The 19,196-nt window shown below is 54.7% G+C and carries 12 protein-coding genes and 1 pseudogene; 2 read left to right on the top strand and 11 right to left on the bottom strand.

Annotated elements, in window-relative coordinates; all coding sequences use genetic code 11:
- Positions 1-80: 80 nt before the first annotated feature.
- From B1748_RS26910 to B1748_RS26880, 7 genes are all read right to left on the bottom strand, one after another.
- Positions 81-851: a hypothetical protein gene (locus B1748_RS26910; protein WP_087571030.1), complete on the bottom strand. Its 771-nt coding sequence runs from the start codon at positions 849-851 to the stop codon at positions 81-83.
- Positions 848-1,546, bottom strand: a complete 699-nt coding sequence (locus B1748_RS26905) for an ABC transporter ATP-binding protein (protein ID WP_087571029.1) — start codon at positions 1,544-1,546, stop codon at positions 848-850. The genes B1748_RS26910 and B1748_RS26905 overlap by 4 nt, the downstream gene beginning before the upstream one ends.
- A 6-nt stretch (positions 1,547-1,552) precedes the next feature.
- Positions 1,553-1,939: a GntR family transcriptional regulator gene (locus tag B1748_RS26900; protein WP_087571028.1), complete on the bottom strand. Its 387-nt coding sequence runs from the start codon at positions 1,937-1,939 to the stop codon at positions 1,553-1,555.
- Between the two features lie 44 nt (positions 1,940-1,983).
- Positions 1,984-2,742: an ABC transporter permease gene (locus tag B1748_RS26895; RefSeq protein ID WP_087571027.1), complete on the bottom strand. Its 759-nt coding sequence runs from the start codon at positions 2,740-2,742 to the stop codon at positions 1,984-1,986.
- A complete protein-coding gene (locus B1748_RS26890) occupies positions 2,735-3,715 on the bottom strand; it encodes an ABC transporter ATP-binding protein (RefSeq protein ID WP_256975955.1) in 981 nt (326 codons plus the stop codon). The genes B1748_RS26895 and B1748_RS26890 overlap by 8 nt, the downstream gene beginning before the upstream one ends.
- Before the next feature lie 543 nt (positions 3,716-4,258).
- A complete protein-coding gene (locus B1748_RS26885) occupies positions 4,259-4,480 on the bottom strand; it encodes a hypothetical protein (protein ID WP_087571026.1) in 222 nt (73 codons plus the stop codon).
- A gap of 124 nt (positions 4,481-4,604) precedes the next feature.
- Positions 4,605-5,537, bottom strand: a complete 933-nt coding sequence (locus tag B1748_RS26880; protein WP_087571025.1) for a hypothetical protein — start codon at positions 5,535-5,537, stop codon at positions 4,605-4,607.
- A gap of 197 nt (positions 5,538-5,734) precedes the next feature.
- Between B1748_RS26880 and B1748_RS26875 the strand changes: the two genes are divergently transcribed.
- Positions 5,735-6,655, top strand: coding sequence for an ArsR/SmtB family transcription factor (locus tag B1748_RS26875; protein ID WP_087571024.1), 921 nt, complete (start codon positions 5,735-5,737; stop codon positions 6,653-6,655).
- Between the two features lie 281 nt (positions 6,656-6,936).
- Here the strand turns inward: B1748_RS26875 and B1748_RS26870 are convergent, their stop codons facing one another.
- The 4 genes and pseudogenes from B1748_RS26870 to B1748_RS26855 form a co-directional block, all read right to left on the bottom strand.
- Positions 6,937-8,691, bottom strand: coding sequence for a glycoside hydrolase family 2 protein (locus B1748_RS26870; protein ID WP_087571023.1), 1,755 nt, complete (start codon positions 8,689-8,691; stop codon positions 6,937-6,939).
- A gap of 650 nt (positions 8,692-9,341) precedes the next feature.
- Positions 9,342-10,670, bottom strand: a complete 1,329-nt coding sequence (locus tag B1748_RS26865; RefSeq protein ID WP_087571022.1) for a DUF11 domain-containing protein — start codon at positions 10,668-10,670, stop codon at positions 9,342-9,344.
- Positions 10,667-17,437 (bottom strand): annotated as a pseudogene (locus B1748_RS26860) (DUF7507 domain-containing protein). The gene B1748_RS26865 and the pseudogene B1748_RS26860 overlap by 4 nt, the downstream one beginning before the upstream one ends.
- Positions 17,438-17,484: 47 nt before the next feature.
- The gene (locus tag B1748_RS26855; protein ID WP_179215846.1) at positions 17,485-18,129 is read right to left on the bottom strand and encodes a methyltransferase domain-containing protein; all 645 of its coding nucleotides are present in this window, start codon (positions 18,127-18,129) and stop codon (positions 17,485-17,487) included.
- Positions 18,130-18,282: 153 nt separating this feature from the next.
- On the opposite strand from B1748_RS26855, the gene B1748_RS26850 reads away from it, so the two are divergent.
- Entirely contained in the window at positions 18,283-19,158 is an 876-nt protein-coding gene (locus B1748_RS26850; protein WP_087571021.1) for a deoxyribonuclease IV, read from the top strand.
- The last annotated feature ends 38 nt before the right edge of the window (positions 19,159-19,196 follow it).

Genomic DNA, 19,196 nt, shown 5'->3' with positions numbered 1-19,196 from the left:
CAAATGGGGAGAGGATAAGCGCAAAGAAAAACGTCCGGCCAGCAAAGCGGAAAGCTTCACTGGCCGGACGGATAAGGAGGTTACAACTTGATTTTGCGATTCATCATATAACGAATGCCAAAGAGCAGCGTAACGCAGGTTGCAATCTCGATCAGGAAGGAGATGATCGAGATGCCTTGGATCCCCGTTACGGTCACCGTCAAGCCATCGCCGCTTGGCGTGTCCGCCATGCTGAATCCCGTAATTCCGAACGGCACATTGCCGCTCGAGGAGTTCGAATGCACAAGCTCATCCAGCCAACCCAGCACCGCCGCCAAGCCGATAAACATGAGAATGCCAAGCCATGTGCCGATCTTGCCCTCGAAGGTTCTGGCGAAGGTGATGCAGAAAAAAACGAAGACGGTAGCCGAAACCGTCAGCCATACAAATCCGATCAACAACGACAATAGGAGCTTCAGCTCCAACTGCTCCCTTATAGGCGACAAAATCGTCTCATCCAATCCGAGCCATGTCACGAACGCAAATTCATGAAGCAAAAAAAGAACGAGCAGGAAAGCCAAGCTGGCGAGCAATAACAGAATCGGCGAAGCGACCGTGTAAAGCGAAGGCAACGGAAGCAATCGCCGGCTGTATGCCTTCAAGTTGGCGTTGTACGTTTGACACACCATTAAGAAGGCCAAAAATCCTGCAAACACATAGAGGACGATTGAAACGATGTAGGTCGTAAGCGGCACCCAGTCCTTGATTTCTCCAACAACCGTCAATATAGTCTGCGCAAGGATAAAAATAACCGTCGCAGCGAAGATACTGTTCGAATTGCGCTTCCAATCATATTTAAGCAGCTTGATCATTGCGCGTACACCTCTTTGAACATTTCATCCACGCCTTTCCCGTATTTCATTCGCAAGTCGTCGACAGCCTCGTGCAGCGCTACCTTGCCTTCTTTGATAAACAGGACCTCGTCGAAAATCCGCTCGATATCACGGACCAGATGCGTGGATATGATCAGACTGCTCTCTTCGTTGTAATACTGAACGATCGCATCCAAAATTTTATCGCGCGCGACGGGATCGACGCCGCCGATCGGTTCGTCCAGCAGGTACAGCTTCGCATTTCGCGATATAGTGAGCGTAAGCTGCAGCCTCTCGTTCATCCCCTTGGACAATGACGTTGTCTTGTCGTCCGGGTTGAGCTGCATAAACGACAGCATGTCGCGCGCCTTGGCATCATCGAAGTCCGGATAGAGATCGCGGCTGAACGCAATGGCGTCGCGCACCTTCATCCAGCTCTCCGTCAGCGGCTTATCGGGCATAAATGCCGTGCAGGCTTTGGAGTAGTTGCCCGTTGGCAGTCCGCAAACGGCGACGCTTCCCGATGTCGGCTGCATAAGTCCCGCCGCCAGCTTCATGATCGTCGTTTTGCCGCTTCCGTTGCTTCCGAGCAGACCGATAATTTTGCCCGGCCCCACTTCGAACGACACGCCGGAGAGCGCCGGCTTCGTGCCGTAGCGTTTGACTACGTCTTTTAACTGAAGAATGGGCTCCATCGACGATCAGCTCTCCCTTTCCCGTTCGGAATGATGATGAACCGTATCCTTTACCAGCGCCAATATGTCGCTGTCGTCGAAGCCCAGCTCCTTCATGCCGAGCACGAACCTTTCCAGCATATCTCCAGCCATCTCTTTCTTTAAACGCATAATGGTCGACTCCTCGCTAGTCACATAACGCCCCATGCCGCGGCGCGTCTCGACGATTCCTTCGCGCTCCAGCTCCTGGAACGTACGTTGGATCGTATTCGGGTTAATCTGCAGCTCGGCGGCCAGCTCTCTCACGGAATCAATTTTGTCGCCGGGACCGAGCTTGCCGGTAATAACCATCTTTTTTACATGCGTCATGATTTGAATATAAATCGGCATGTTATTATCGAATTCAATCGTCACAGTGGGCTATGCTCCTTCTCGATGCCAGTCCGCTCCAGGCCGACTTATGAGACATCGCGTTTTCTAAACGTGACAAAGCTTGCAAGCAGGAACAGCGCTACATACACGATCAGCACCGATACGGAGAACGGCAGCGTCATGCCCGGAATCATGGGCTCGTTGCCCTCGTTAAATTGCGATAGATCCGTGTTTGCGAACAAAATAAATTTAGCAAAAGAGTATTTCGACAAAAGGAGCGTCGCCAGTCCTCCCATCATGACGCAGAACAAGGCAATGCCGACGGTAACGCCGCTCGACTTGGTCAGTATGTCAATCATGAAGGTAAGCGTTACGTAGACGGTCGTATAAATAAACATGTACAGCATCGATCGGCCGATCTCGTTCCAGTGTGCCGCTTCTCCGCCCCATCCGTAAACGACGGTGCCCGTTACGAGAACGGCAGCAGCCGTGAACAAAATAAGAGAGATGATGAACAGGAGCGATGCCGTATATTTGGAAGCTAATATCTTGTTGCGGCTGTGTGCACGGATGAGCAGAAGCTTAATGGTGCCCATCCGATATTCCTTGGACACCATGCCAGCCATCGTAATGATAGCAAGCAGAGGAAGCACCTGTCCAGCAGAACTCATGCCGATCGCCAGCGCGGCAAATTCCGCCCCGGAACCGAACTCGCTCCCCATCTTGAATACCGCATAGCCGAAGATCGCGGCATACGCCGCAAGAATAACGTACGGGACCAAGATCGAGCTTCGCTTAAAAAGCTTTAACCATTCATTGAGCACCAACCTACTAAAACTACGCACTGCGATTCGCCCCCGTCCATTTCATAAATTCATCTTCCAACGAAGATTTAATTTCTTCCAACCGGTAGAGTCCCACTCCCGCATCCGTCAGCGCCTTTACCAGCGACGGAATATCCTCGTGCTTCAGCTTGACGGCCAGCATGCCTCTGTCAGCATCCTTGCTTAGCAGCTCCGCCTTATTTAAGGCTGCCAGCGTCCTGGATGCCAGCTCGACGTCGGTTACTTCCAGGCTGAGGGACATGGAACTCTTCTCTTCGCTGCCATTATGATTGATTGAGCGGACCGCAATAAGCTTACCCTCTTGAATAACGACGACGCGGCTGCACATCAGCTCCATCTCGCTGAGCATGTGGCTGGATACGAGAATGCCGATCCTCTCCTTGTCTGCAATCAGCTTGAGATAATCGCGCATCTCCCGAATGCCTGCAGGATCAAGCCCGTTCGTCGGTTCGTCCAGAATGAGCACCTTGGGCTTGTGAAGCAATGCCTGCGCGATGCCGAGACGCTGCCGCATGCCAAGCGAATATGCCTTTACCTTTTTGTTCATGGCATCCTGCAAGCCGACAAGCGCTGTTACTTCGCGGATCCGTTCTTCTGACACGCCCTCGGTCATTCGCTGGAACTGCTTCAAATTATCTAATCCCGTCATATAAGGGTAAAATTCCGGATTCTCGATAATGGCGCCAATATGCCTAATTGCCGCTTCAAAGCTCTTGCTTACGCTGCTCCCGCCAATCCGGACATCGCCCTCCGACATCCCGATGAGTCCCACGATCATCCGGATCGTCGTCGTCTTGCCGGCGCCGTTAGGCCCAAGCAGACCGACGATCTCGCCGCTTTTTACTTCGAAGCTGAGTCCGTTGACCAGCTTTTTCCCTCCGATGATCTTCGAGACGTTATCCAACTGAAGCACCGTTTCATTGCGATCTGACCGGGCCTCGGCAGCAGAATTTCTTTTATTCATGTCAACCATTAAGCGTCCGCTCCTCCTGTGTATAGGTGTTATAGTTAAATAGTACACTACAACTCAGACATTGTAAAGACGTCCTTTCTTCTCTTTGATTCGAATAGCGGACAGGCGGGTACTTAATAATTACAAACCAGGGAAAGGGGCGATGGCCATGAACCCGCCAAATCGAAATATCGAGATTGAAGAAAGACATGTCGAACACAGATCGGATTCCAGCCGCGTTTTCGCTACTTTGATTAAATACGCGGCTTATCTCCTCATCTTCTTTGGACTTCTTTACTTCCTCGTCCGTTATGTGTTCCCTATGTTCTAATGCAAATGAAGTAAGCGTACGCCAACAAGGCTGCCCCTAATCTCCGATAATCGGAGATTAGGGGCAGCCTTGTTGGCTGGAACACCGGCGGTTCGTAGAGACGGGTTCTTTGCCGTTCGCGCACTACAAAACAAACCTCCCGCCTGGAAGTCCGAAATCAGGACCATGGGCGGGAGGTTTCAGGATGCCAATCGGCATCCTATACATACGGCGGAGTCGCCGGAATTCCTCGCTTATTCTGCTGCCGGCGCATCCGTTGCGGTTGGAACAACCGTTTCATCCGTGACGGTCGGCATATTGTTGGCATCATCGTTAATGCCATTGGAGTTTGTATTGACATTGTTGCCGTTGTTGCAGGCCGAAGCCCCCAGCAACAGCACCGCGCACATCGTGGCGGTCAGCAGCAGCTTGGTACGGGTTGTTTTGCGAACGGGATTATTAGACTCTCTCTTCATAATCATCTTCCTCTCGGTTTCAGTTATTTTTAAGGTGTGCGACTGTTGCGCCTACCCTTCCTTAACCTGCCGGGGATCAGAATGAAACAGCATTCATCATGAGAAAACCCTCATATACCGTTGCTTAGACTCTCTCTTGCAGCAATTCAATTAATTGTTCGGGCATATCCCATGGCAACGGCCGCAGCCATGATGGCTGCCCGGCCGCATCGCCGCTCGCTTCCCGCTTGATGGTCCAAAGAATCGGCACGCCGGCCCGGGCGGCAAACCCCGCGGCAAAATACGTTTCCGGATCGGCTTCCGTCACGTCGACAATGATCAGCTTGCATGATGTCAGACGCTCCACCATTTCGCTTCGTCCGTCCGATCCTGCGGCGGCAGCTTCTTGCAGCGCTTCGCGGGCGATTTCCCGGATCTTATTCGGATGGAACATACGAACGCCATACCCGCATTGTTCAAGACCGTTCGGAAGGATCGCGGACCATTGCGTATAGATCTGCTCGCTGCCTGCGAGTACGCAGCACTCCTTGCGGCGTCCGGCGCCGGATTCGGCCATCGCTTCAGCCCAGCCGGATTCCGTCAGCTTTAGCACGGCACCCTCGCGATCAATCCATCCCGAGTCGCGTGCTTTTTCGATCAAGTAGACCAGTTCTTGCAAATTAGAAGCATAAGCGACATTATAAGCTCGAGCCAGCGGGTGCAGATTGACGGGATCCCCTGCGGAATTCGAATTCCGATATAAGTATCTCAGCAGCCGGCGGCCCTTCTGCTCCATTGTTGTAGCTACTTCCGGAGATGACACAATAGCCTCTGCTTGCTCCAGCGTCAGAGATGCCCGTTCGCCATGCTCGTCCAGCTCCCGAATGTATGCCGATAGAAGGGGCAGAACACGCCGCTTCTTTTCGTAAGGAAACGACTGTAACGCGGCAATCGCATCGCTCTTTACCTTGTAATGCCCTTGCGGGGCGCACATGCATCCGACATATCGTTCGTATTCACCGTCGCGTTCCATTCCAACAAGCTCCGTACAGAACACACAATGTTTTTTAGTCAACATCGCAATCACCTCTTCATCATACGGTTCGTATACGAAACGAGATATGAGGGGGACTGCCATATATTACTACAACGAAGGCCTCGATAGAAAATTTCCTACTATAAGTTAACCGATTACTTGTTACATTAATGAAACAGTTATATAATCGTATAAAATCGATTAACAGGCAGCAGCTCGCCTGCTCGAAGGAGTGCGCCATGAATCTGGAAGTCAATCAACGCAATTTGCCATTATTCGAAGCGCTGGCATCAAAAACCCGCATACAAATGATAGAACTGCTTAAGCAAGAGCAATTAAATATGAAGGAAATCGCAGCCCGCCTGGGCATCTCCTCCGCGATCGTGACGAAACATGTCAGCCAGTTGGAGGAAGCCGGCATTTTGGAGACCGAAGTAGCCGCGGGCAAACGCGGCACCCAGAAAATATGCAAGCTGAAGCTCGACAAAGCAACGCTTCTATTCAGGGAAGGTCCAGCGCCTGAGGAAAACACGGAACAGCCTTATAACCATTACACAAGCTCCATCCCGATCGGTCAATATTCCGCATACCATGTAAAGCCCACCTGCGGTCTGGCTTCGGATACGAAGCTGATCGGCATGCGCGATGATCCCAGATATTTTGCCGAGCCCGATCATGTGCTGGCGCAGCATCTCTGGTTCGCCAGCGGTTTCGTCGAATACCGCATTCCGAATTATTTGACCGGCCGCAAGCCCGTCAGCAACTTGCGCATCTCGCTGGAAATCTGCTCGGAGGCGCCGGGTTATGATGAGAATTGGCTGTCCGATATCACGTTTGCGATTGGCGGCATCCCGGTATGCCGTTGGACGTCGCCAGGCGACTTCGGCAAGTCTGCAGGCAAGCTCACGCCGCATTGGTGGGGGGAATACAGCACTCAGCACGGCTTGCTCAAGACGCTTCATGTTACGCAAGACGGGACCTACATGGACGGAGTCAAGCTGTCGGACGTCACCGTGGGCGATCTGCCGCTTAGCGCAGGCGAAGAGATCCTGTTCCGCATCGAATCACCCGAGGATGCCGTCCACGCCGGAGGCGTAAGTCTATTCGGCAAACGCTTCGGCAATTACGACCAGGACATTGTCGTGACGATCAGTTGTTAGGGCGCTACGGTTTTAGAAAATGGCACTTGCCAACAACAAACGGGGCAGCCTCAAGTCATTATTTTATGACTTGCGGCTGCCCCGCTATATTTTACCGATATTCCGCTGCAATACTAGGTCGTGTCTGAAAACCCGCTCAAGGGCATCTTTCACCGCCTTTCCGCCCCCTGCTTCGTCACTTTTGCTTGACGTACCCCCGGTACGCCTTCACAAAAGTTCCTTGCATGGAACGAAAATTCGGCAAAATCTTCTCCCCTCGGAGTATTCAGACACGCCCTAGCTTATTTGCCTTCGTTGATCGCGCGGATCAGCTCCAGCGGAATTTTGGGGATGCGATCGTAGGTCAGCAGACCGTTAATCTCCTGCTCGACGTCCGTAAGCTGCGTATAACAATAACCTTGAACGACGCTGCCAGCGCCATGGAACGGCTGGATGACGGCACGGAGGCGCTGTTCGAAATCCTCGTCATTGTCCGCGCCGGAATACCCCCAGCCCTCCCAATCGCTTTTCTTGTAGGAGATTCCGCCGAATTCCGTCAGCAAGATCGGCTGGCCTGCATAAGGGTAACCTTCTACCGCCAATCTCCGGTTCGCTGGCATCGCTTCTATGGCGTTCTCAACTGTGCTGTACCGCTCTTCCAGCACTTCGCGTCTCCATTCGTAATCATGGATGTTGAACAGGTCTGTCTTGACCAGCTCCCATCCGTCATTGGAAATGACCGGTCTCGTAGGATCCAGCGACTTGGTTAAATAATACATCGCCATGGCATGATCCTGCTGTTGCTTGTCGACCTGGATATTCGGCACGCCCCAGCTCTCATTGAGCGGCACCCAGGCGATAATACTCGGATGATTGGCGTCCCGTTCGACGGATTCCATCCATTCCTTCGTAAACTTCTGCACGTACTCTTCTGTAAACTGATATGCGTTGGCCGCTTCGCTCCAGACTACAAGGCCCAGCTTGTCGCACCAGTACAAGTAGCGAGGATCCTCCAGCTTCTGGTGTTTGCGCGCACCGTTGAAGCCCATCTCTTTGGTCAGCTCGACATCCTTGCGAATCGCCTCGTCGCTCGGCGGCGTAAGATTGCCGTCCGGGAAATAACCTTGATCGAGCACCATTTTGCTAAAGAATGGGCGATTGTTCAGGCAAAGCTTGCCACCCTCGATGGATACCTTCCTCATCCCGAAATAAGAGGTCGCTTGGTCTATGAGCGCATCGCCTTCTATCAGAGAGAACACGATGTCGTACAAACGAGGATGCTGCGGGCTCCAATGTCGGGAGGCGCCGCGATCGTATAGATCCCGGAGTCCGATCGTTCGATCAAGCCGGTCGTCGGTAATATTGTACGTCTCCTCAACCACCGGTTCGCCTTCGTAGGTCACTTCAACCTTCAGCTTGAGAGAGCGTCCCGCTGTCCCGCGGAAATAGGAATGCAGCTCAATTGCATTACGGTCAATGTCCGGAATCATCCGCACACGGTCGATAGATGCCGTCGCGACAGCTTCCATCCATACCGTCTGCCAGATCCCCGTCGTTCTTGTATAGAAGATAGAAGCGGACTCGTCCAGCCAAAATTGTTTGCCCCGCGGCAGCGTTGTGTCCCGGCTAAAGTCGATCGCCTTTACAACGAGCCAGTTATCGGCTTCGCGTAGCGCATCAGTAATATCCGCCTGGAATGGTGTATGTCCGCCTTCATGCGTAGCTACCAGTACGCCGTTTACCCATACCGAAGCTAAATAATCGACAGCTCCGAAGTGGAGAATCGTTTTTTTGCCTGCAAATTCGGCAGGAATGTCCAGCGGACGACGATACCATACCGTGTCGTGCACGGCTGGATCGGCAATGCCGCTAAGTTTGCTTTGGAAAGCGAACGGCACCTGAATGCGAAGCGGCAAAGGCCGATCTCCCTTATGCCATCCTTCCGATGTGCCCGTATTTTCATCATCAAACGCAAATTCCCATTCTCCGTTCAAATTAAGCCAGCTGTCCCTCATGAATTGTGGTCTCGGGTGCTCGGATCGGTATATCGTTGACATAAATAAAAGACCTCCTTTAGATTAACTAAATGATTAATGTTTAATTAAATCATTTAAATAAATTCAGTTTCATTATGAAGAAGGTCAACTTATTTGTCAATCATAAGTTAATTGAACCTAGTTACGTTAACCAAGTAGTTAATTATAAAAAGAAACAGGGCTGTCCAATAAGTCTCAAAAATAAAAAGTTGGGCGGAAAGACGCTTCCGTCCAACTTTTCGTGTAATTGATTTTCAGGAAAGTGGCGAGGTGGATGCCTGCCACTTAACATTCAACCTAAACGTGGGCGTCAGCACTCCATTTTTCAAAATACCGGCCTGATGGTGAATTGTGTATGAATTTTCATACACGTTTGGCCAGTTGCCGGCCTGTTTGGTGAATTGTGTATGAATTTTCATACACGTTTGGCCAGTTGCCGGCCTATTTGGTGGATTGTGTATGAATTTTCATACACGTTTGACCAGATCACAGCCTATCTGGTGGAGTGTGTATGAATTTTCATACTACTTAGGTCCCCGGTGAAGCCACTTTGGTTGAATTTTGTATACAACCCTATCCATATTCGAGCCATAGGGACAACGGGGCTGCCTTAAAAGTTCGCTTCTCGGACAGCCCTGTCTCCATATGTCTTAATTGGTATAAACGCTCCGCTATTCATCATCGTGCATAATCGCGATCGTATAGGGATTGGTGGATACCGCTTCCTTATGCACTTGGTCATGCAGCAAATATTCGTATTGCACGTCGATATGCCCGCGTAAGGTACGCGTGGTGACCAGCGGACTGATGATTCCTTGAAATAGAATCCTCATAACGCCAGACGGCGCCAGCTCGCCGAATACGATCCGATTGTCCGAGACTGTCGCCTGCTTCCCCTCGCCGTCAACCGTCAAGCTTTCCGGAACCAGGCTTATGGGTCCCCTCAAAAGTTTGTCGGACCCGCAAATCGCAGCTCGATTGCCGGCATTTGCTAGCTGCAACGTGAAGTTGACGTAGCCATCCGGAAAAGAAACTTCCGGCTTCGCCTTAAGTTTCGCTGTAATGACGGGGAAACAGAGCTCGACAACCGTTTTGTTCGAATGAAATTCCTCCGACACTCGTTCAGCGCAACTCGGGTCACGGCAGGAAGCTTTCAGAATAGCTCGATTGTCAATCCATTGGCCCGGCGATACGATAGTGACTCCCGGAACGACGACCTCCCACGCCACCGTGACGCTCTCCCCCGGTTCGATGAGACCCAGCGGGATCCCGGCATTGCCCGGAACCCCTCCGCTCATCCAATTGCCATTGATGGTCAAACTATTAGGCACGTACAGCAATCCTTTGGGCAAAAAAGACAACAGAGTAACCATGGCTGCCGCATGCCCTTGATTGCCGACAATCAGTTTGTAGCTAAGTCGATCTCCCGGCGCCGCTTTGGCCGGATCGACGGTCAGCTTTGCGAAAGGCACGGCTTCGTCGGCCTTTGCCACCGGGAGACAAATCGTATTGGAAAAGACGTTCCCCTTCACTTTCCTGCCGTTTGAGCTATAGAACGAAACGCTCGCTTTCATCCGATTGCAAACTTTTTTGCCGCAATCCTCTTCGCTGCCTAGCTTAAGCACAAGCTGGAAGGCAACTTTCACCTTTTCGCCGGGATCAACCGTTCCAAGCTTTAAACCTTCGTCGAGATCGACTCCCGGCAAAGGGACGCCGTCTTTTACAATACTGCCCGGCACGAAAGCCATGCCTTTCGGCAGTTCGTCGTATAACACGACCTTTGCGGCGTAATTCCCTTTATTTCGCAGGATGACCCTGTATGGGATCGGCTTGCCCGGCACTGCCTCGCGTGCGTCCGTCTTCTTCTCCAACTCGATATCGGGACCTACGATAGGAATACGGACCGTATTGGAATATGTCGTGTAGCTGCTTGAGCCGGAATCGTACAAAATATGAGACGTATTCTCCAGCCTGGATGGTTTGTTGCCTTCCGAACTCATAGAACCTGTACCTGGAACGTTACGGTGGCGTCGGTGCCGGCAGCTATGCTGCCGATCGTGATGCCGTTTGCGGGATTTGCAAGCGGCAGCGAAGCGTCGTCAAGCGTAACGCTGCCCGCAACGAAGGTACTGCCCGGCGGTATGGGATCGACCAGCACGACGTTGTTGACGGTCTCAATGCCGTTGTTCGATACCACGACCGTATACGTGATGATGTCTCCCGAGACGGCATCGATCGCCGGCGTGCTCTTTACGACGGTTACGTCCGGCGCGGACACCGGTATGACCAGCGTGTTGGAATTGACGGAGCCGGTAATGACGCGGCCATCAGGAAGCGTATAGGAGTAGCTTGCCGTCGCCGTATTCGCGAGCTGCTGAGGCGACGGCAGGGCTTCCACCGTCACTTGCAGCGTTACCGCAACGGTCAATACTCCTCCCGCCGGCACGACGCCAAGCGGAATGCCCGTCTCCGGATTGACGCCCGGCTGCGGAGCGCCATTGATAATGACGCTGTTCGGTACGAACTCCGCTCCGTCCGGGAGGGGATCGCTGAGCGTGACCAGCGCGTCGATATCGCCCGTATTGGTAACGTTCAGCAAATACGTGATCGTATCGCCAACCGTCGCCACGGTAACGTTCGCGCTCTTGACGACGTTGATGAGGGCTTGATACGCCGGCAGCGAGAGCTGGTTGGAGAATGAAGTCGCCGAGAATGCCCCTGAAGTATAAGCCGCGGAGCTTTGGTTGACGATTTGACCGGATGGCGGCAAGGAATTGACCGTCACGTTAAACGTTACGGTAGCCGATGCGCTCGAGGCAATCGTGCCGATCGTTACGCCAAGAGCAGGATTAGCGCCTGGCACCGCCGTATCGTTAACGGTGACGCTGCCCGATACGAACGTCGTAAAGGACGGCACCGGATCGAAAAACGTCACGTTTGTGACGCTGCCTGCGCCGCTGTTCGTAATGACGACGGTGTAAGGAACAATATCGCCGACAGTCGCTGCGGTGAACGTCGTGCTTTTGACGAGCGAGACGTCCGGCGAAGAGACCGGCGTAACAACGACATTGGATGCGGCACTGCCGTTGAAGGTACGTCCGTCGGAAAGCGTATAGGAGAACGTTGCGTTCGATTGGTTGCTCAGTTGGTTCGTCGTTGGCTGGGAAGTAATGACGACCGAGAACGAAAGCGTGCTGGTGGAGCCTGGCGCCAATACGCCGAGCGGAATGCCCGCTCCAGGATCGGCCCCCGCGAGCGAGCTTCCGTTAAAGATCACGCTGTTCGGCACGAGCACGGCTCCCGCAGGGATGGCGTCCGAGAACGTCGTATTGGCTCCGATATTGCCCGTATTCGTGATGGCCGTCGAATAGACGACTGTATCGCCTACGATGGCGCCAGGCGTATTGGCCGATTTGACCAGCGTAACGCCAGGTACGTATACAGGTGTCGAAATAATCGGCGAGAACGAAGTAGCGGACAAGGATCCCGACGTGAAGCTGACGAACGCTTGGTTGCTGACCAGTTGTCCGGTCGGCACGCTGCCCACCGCAACCTGGAAGGTCACCGGAACGGTCGTGCCCGGCGCAATGGTTCCAAGCGCTACGCCCGTGGCCGGATTGGCTCCCGGCACCGGCGCTCCGCCCACCGTCACGCTTCCCGTTACAAAGGTCGTGCCGGCAGGAATCGGATCCGTAAGAATCGTATTCGAAATGGACGTAATACCTTCGTTCGTAACCGTGACCCTGTATTCGATCGTATCGCCGATCGTAGTTGCCGTGGTCGTCGTCGCCTTGCCGACGTTGACGTTCGGGGCGCGAACGGCCACCACGACCGTGTTCGTAAGCGTCTGATTCGAGAATGATCGACCGTCAGGCAGCGTATAGGACGTATTGAGAGTCGCCTGGTTCGACAATTGAGGCGGCGTCGGCAGCGATTCGATCAGGACGGAGAACGATGTCGTGACCGAATTGCCAGGCTGGATCAAGCCGAGAGGGATCCCCGTTACCGGAGATGCGCCCGGCAGCGGCACGCCGCCGATAACGACACTGTTTTCGACGAACGAAGCGCCCGCGGGAACGATATCCGTCAAAGTCGCCGTACCCGGGTAGTTGCCCGTATTGGTAGCGACTACCGTAAAGTTGATCGTATCGCCTACGGTCGCGCTCGTCACCGAAGAGGACTTGACGCCCGTTACGCTCGGCTGGTTTACAGGAATCGTGAGCGTATTGGAGAAAGAGATGCCTGAGAACGCGCCCGATGTGAAGTTGGCGGAAGCCCGGTTCGCGATAGAACCGCCGTTAGGCACCGACGTCACCGTTACGTTAAAGGTTACCGTTACGGAACCTCCGGCCGGAATGCTGCCCAGATTGATGCCGTTAGACGGCACGGCAGTCGGAGCAGGTACAGTGTTAAGGGTGACAGATCCCGTAACAAAAGAAGTTCCGGCGGGTACGGGATCTACAAAAATGACATTGTTGACGGCCTCGATACCTGAATTCGTTACGACAACCGAGAACGGAATCGTGTCCCCGATCGTCGTATTCGTTGTCGCAGAGTTCTTGACGAGCGTGACGTTCGGCGCGGATACCGGGATGACCAGCGTATTGGACACGGCGCTTCCGCTGAGCGTCCTGCCGTCAGGCGGAACAAAGGTATACGCAGCCGTCGCTTGGTTCCTGAGCTGCTGCGGAGTAGGCAGCGAATCCACCACGACGTTGAACGTCACGGTCACCGACGTACCCGGAGCGACGCTGCCTAACGCAATACCGGCTGACGGGTCGGCGCCGGGAAGCGGAACGCCGCCTATGACAACGCTGTTCGGCGTAAAGATCGTCCCCGCCGGTATGGGGTCGGTCAACGTCAAGTTAGCCGCTACATTGCCCGTGTTGGATACGACGATGGAATAGACGACGGAATCGCCTAACGTTGCATTGCTAGTGCTCGCCGACTTCGCGAGCGTGATGACGGGCTGGGTGACTGGCGTCACGACCACGTTGGACCAGGACGAGGACGCGAACGCGCCCGACGTAAAGCTTACCGTAGACTGGTTAATAATCGGCGTCGGATCCGCCATGTTGACCATCACCTCAAATGTTACGGTTACCGATGCGCCTGACGCTATCGAACCGATTGGAATGCCGGCAGCCGGGTCGGCGTTTGGCCTAGTAGCGCCATTTACCGTTGCGGTGCCGGGAACAAACGTCAATCCCGCCTGAAGCGAATCGAGCAAGACGACCTCATTGATCGTCTCAGTCCCCTCGTTGGTGACGAATACCGTATAGACGAAGCTGTCTCCCCTCACGGCGGTCGGCACGCTTGCGCTTTTAACGACTTCCACGTCCGGCGCGAACACGGCGACTTTCGCCGTATTGGAAAGCATGGAGCCCGTCAGCACCCTTCCGTTGGGAAGCGTGGACTGGAATGCCGCTTGAGCCTGGTTCTCCGTCTGTTGGGGCGATGGGAGCGAGACGACCGTCACCGAGAAGCTGACCACGTTGGTTTCCCCGGCGGAGAGCGTGTCGAGCGGGATGCCCGTCGAGGGGGCGACGCCCGGATTCGGGAATCCGTTAATGACGACGCTGTTCGGTACGAACGACATTGATGGCGGAATGATGTCGAACAACATGACGTCCGCCGGATAGTTGCCCGCATTGTTCGCCGTGAGCGTGTAACTGAACGTTCCGCCCACTGTAATCGACTGCACGCTGCCGGACTTCGCGATCCCGATGACGGGCTGCAGAATCTGCGTATTGACCAGTGCAGACGAAGCGGTCCCGTTGAACGCGCCGGATGTGAAGCTCGCGTTCGATCGGTTGGAGACGATCGCCGGTATGGTTAGCGGCACCGAATCGACGCTCGCCCGGAACACGACGGTGACAGACGCTCCGGCGGCGATGCTGCCCAGGGATATCCCCGTCGCCGGATTGGCGATCGGCGCCGCCGCGCCGTTGATCGTTACGCTGCCCGACACGAATGTCAGTCCGGAAGGAATGACGTCTGAGAAGACGACCCCGGTAATGCCTTGTACGCCGTTGTTTGCTACGACAGAAGTGTATGTAAGCACATCGTTTAAGATGGCGATCGCCGTATTTACGCTTTTCGTCACCGCTACTTGGGGAGACGTCACGGGAATATCCACTGTATTGGATAAGGAAACGAGTCCCGTGAAAGACCTGCCGCCAGGCAGCTGGTAAGAGTACCCCGTCGTGGACCGGTTCACCAGCCTGGAGGATGGCGGAACGGCGTTGACCACGATCTGGAACGTTACCGGCACGGTGCTGCCCGGCGCGATCGTCCCGAGAGGAATGCCCGCGATCGGGGAAGCTCCCGGCAGATTGACCGTGTTGACGAACACGCTGCCCGGCACGAAGGTGACGGACGACGGCAAGGGGTCCGTCAATGTGCCCTGCGCCGCGATATTGCCCGAATTCGTAACCGACAAAGAATAGGTTAACGTGCTTCCCACCGTCGCGATCGTCGCGTTCACGGATTTCGTCGTACTGATGACGGGCTGGTAGACCGGAATCGTAACGGTATTCGTCAGAACGATGCTGTTGAATGCGCCGGAGCGGAACGCGACGTTGGATTGGTTGACGAGGCTTCCCGACGACGGAACGGAAGCGACAAGCGCTTTGAACGTGACGGTAGCGCTCGTTCCGGCGGCAAGCGTGCCGACCGAGATGCCGCTTGAGGGACTCGCCGCAGGAACCGTCGCACCCCGAACAGTCACGCTTCCGGTGACGAATTGGGATCCGGTCGGCAAAGCATCCTGAACGACGACGTCGGTCACGGAACCCGCGCTGCTGTTGGTGACGACGACGGAATACGTAATCGTGTCTCCGACGGTAACATCCGTGAAGCTGGCACTTTTAACGGCTGCCACATTGGGCAAGGCTACGGGCACCTGCACCTGATTGCTGACGACGGATTGCGAAGAGGTTCTGCCGTCTGGCACTTGGAACGTTCCCAAGGAACTGCCCTGATTGGTCAGCTGCGGCGGCGAAGGCACGCTCTGCACAAGCACCTGGAACGTGACCGTAGAGCTCCCTCCAACGGCGATCGTTCCGGCCGAGACTCCGGTTACGATATTGCCGCCAGGAACGGTCGACCCGTTAACCGTCACGCTGTTCGGCACGAAAGTCGTTCCCGCCGGGATGGGGTCTGAGACCGTCACCGCAGATGCGATGTTGCCTGTATTAGACGCCACTAGCGTATAAGTAACCGTAGTGCCGACGAGGGCGTTACCCGTGTTGGCGCTTTTCGTCAGCGTCAGCAGCGGCGAGTATACGGGAATGGTGACGGCATTCGAAGGAATAATCGCGTTCGTGATCGGTCCGCCGGATACACTTTGGAAGGAGAACGACAAGTTGGCGACGTTCACGAGCCGCTGTCCCGAAGGCATGGAAGTCACGCGGACGCTGTATGCGACGACAATGGATCCTCCCGGGGAGATGGTTCCAAGCGGCACGCCGGCCGTGATATCGTTCGTCGGTCTGGGGACGCCTCACACCGTGACGCTGCCCGCGATGAACGTCGATCCCGCTGGAAGCGCGTCGGTAAGGATTGCGCCGGTCGCATCCGCCGTGCCCGTATTAGTCGAGGTGACGGTATATCGGATCGTGTCGCCGACCAGCGCCCCTGTCACGTTGGCTGCCTTCGACACGGTAACGAGAGGGGCGTTGATGTTCACTTGGATCGCGTTCGCGTTCAATACGTACGCGTCGCCCGACGTGGTCAAGCGAAGGACGGCCGTCGTCTGGTTATTGACGAGCCTCGACGAAATATCGACGTTCGTAATATCCCAGCCTTGGCGCCCCCCGCTAATGTTCGTGCCCGGCGCCCCGTTCGTCTGGTTGCGCGTGCCGAACGTTCCCGTCGTGTCCAGCGCTCCGGAGTCGTTATTGATCTGCGATGCAAAAAAGTTGGTCGCGAAGTTGTTCGTTCCGGACAGCGCGACGAGATTGGACGTCGTGGGGCCGAACAGGGCCTGGTCGCCGTTGCGGTTCGCGTCGCCTTCCTGGGCGCTGAACAGCGCTCGCCCCCCAAGGGCTCCCGATACCGGCGTCGAGAATCCCGTCAGCGTCGTCGTCACGGCCGAGGAATCGGCCTGGATCAGAACGGCGCCGGCGCGCAGCGACATGTTCCGGAATGGCAGCGAGGGGTTCTGGTAGATGACGCCCAGAGTCCAGCCCGCATGGTTGCCGGTAGGGTCGTTATTGATGGTAATCGTGCCGGGCACCCGCCCGGTCGTGTAAGTACCCGCTCCGCCCGATTGGATAATGGACGTTACGCTGGCCGAGCGCACGTACGCGCTCACGCCGTTCCCCAAGTCAATGTCGTTGCTTGTCGTCGAATCGGGAGATACCGTGAAGGAACCCGTAGGGGTCGCGAAGGTGATGGCATTGTTGATGACGGACGACAAATTGACCGTTCCATTTATATAGCTGGCGCCCCAGATCAGCTCGGCGTACAATATGGAGCTGCCTGCCGGAAGCGCGAGTTGGGCAGAGGAGGAGTTAAGCAGGTAATTGTCCGTCGTTCCGAATGGATAGGAGCCGTAACGGATCGCCGTATTCGTCGTCGTGAACGCGCCGATGCTGTCCAGCGTGCCGGGGACGCCGGATACGTCGGAGCGGCTGAGGCCCAGCGTATTGCCCGTGAACGTAATCGCGCCCGTAGCATTGAAGGTAGCTCTTACGATAAGCGGAATATCATTCCACCTCCTTTCTGGTACGCCAACCCTATCTATATTGCGGACGTTATCCATTATGCATGTCCCCGATTCCGGCGAATGCGAATAATTAGGTTACTTGTCTATCCTTCTTCCATGTCCCCCCGGTCTCTCACCCTCAGCTCCTGCACGCATGCAGGCTCCTCGTATGCCATCCTGCTCAGCCGGTCGAGCTCTTCCGTCGCAATATCCTCTTTCACGACCAATAGATGGTACATAATTTCGTCCACGACGTTAAGCTGAAGCTGTTGTAGAATTTCCAGTTCCTCCTGTTCGAAGATAGGAGATCGATAAGGCGGCAGATAGAAATGCTCCATACGAAGCAGCCGGAAGTCAAAAGGAGGTTTGGGGCCGGCATAATGCGATACTTCCGGGCTGACCGGACCTAGCTGGGGCTGGAAGAAGGCCGATGTCCAATATCGGGGAGTATGCTCGTCGAATCGATGGCGCAAATGCGGATTGGAGCTGTGATGATAGCTATGGGCATACGGGGCGAGAATGCAGACGACCGCCTTATGCATGCACACTCTATGAATTTCGGAGAGAACGGCGAATAGATCCCGGACGAACGGAAGCGACCGGGAGGCAATGACATATTCGGCGGAGTCGTCGGGGAATGGCAACCCTTCGTTCATATCGACCACGATATCCACTCCCTCGAGCGGAGAAATATCAAGGCCGAAGAAGCCTCGCTGCTTGCGCTCCCCGCATCCAAGATCAAGCTTCATGCTGACCACCCCAATCTGCGAACCCGCTCGGATTGTCGTTCTTATCGCTATATTTATTCGGATGCCGGCGATTATAACCGGTAATTCTTGAAACACTATGGCTAAGCTTGCTTGCGGCAGGCATACAAGGCTCGAATGGGAGGTTGGTCGAGGATGGAGCCGTTAATCGGATCTCATGTATCCATGTCCGGAAAGGATATGCTCTTGCGTGCCAGCAGGGAAGCCGCTTCCTACGGCGCGAATACCTTCTTGATTTACACCGGCGCTCCGCACAACACGCTACGCAAGCCGATCGAGTCGCTTCGGATACGGGAAGGACATGAGCATATGAGAGAGCATGGCATCTCGAACATCGTCGTGCACGCTCCTTTCATTATAAATCTCGGCAACACGATAACTGCTAAAGTATTCGAGCACGGCGTGGAGTTTCTAAGGTCGGAGATCAAAAGGACGGAAGCGCTCGGCTCTTTGCAGATCGTGCTTCATCCCGGTTCTCATGTGGGGGCCGGCAAGAAAGCCGGGATCCGCCGCATTATCGAGGGACTTAACGAGGTTTTGTCGGAGGACGGATCTGCACAAGTGTCGCTTGAGACCATGGCGGGAAAAGGAAGCGAGTGCGGCTCCTCGTTCGAAGAGCTTTCCTCCATTATAGAAGGCGTGCATCGCAACGATCGTCTGTCCGTCTGCATGGACACTTGCCATATCCATGATGCGGGATACGATGTCCGGCACGACTTCGACGGGGTGCTGGAGCAATTTCATCGCATTATCGGAATCGAACGGCTTAAGGTTATCCATATCAACGATTCCAAAAATGTCCGGGGCTCGCGCAAGGATCGTCACGAAAATATCGGTCATGGGCGCATTGGACTGGAGGCGCTGCGATACGTGGTTAACCACCCTCAGTTAACGGACATTCCGAAGCTGCTAGAGACGCCTTCCATCGGCGAGCGGAAATATGTCAATCCGCCGTACAAGCATGAAATTAGTCTCCTGCGCGGGGAAATCGACGAACCTGTCGCGAGATAAATCGGGTTAAGCGCTGTAAAAGTATTCCTGCCCAGGCC

Source organism: Paenibacillus sp. MY03, from assembly GCF_002165585.1.
GTDB lineage: Bacteria > Bacillota > Bacilli > Paenibacillales > Paenibacillaceae > Pristimantibacillus > Pristimantibacillus agaridevorans.
This window is presented reverse-complemented; position numbering and strand designations above follow the sequence as displayed.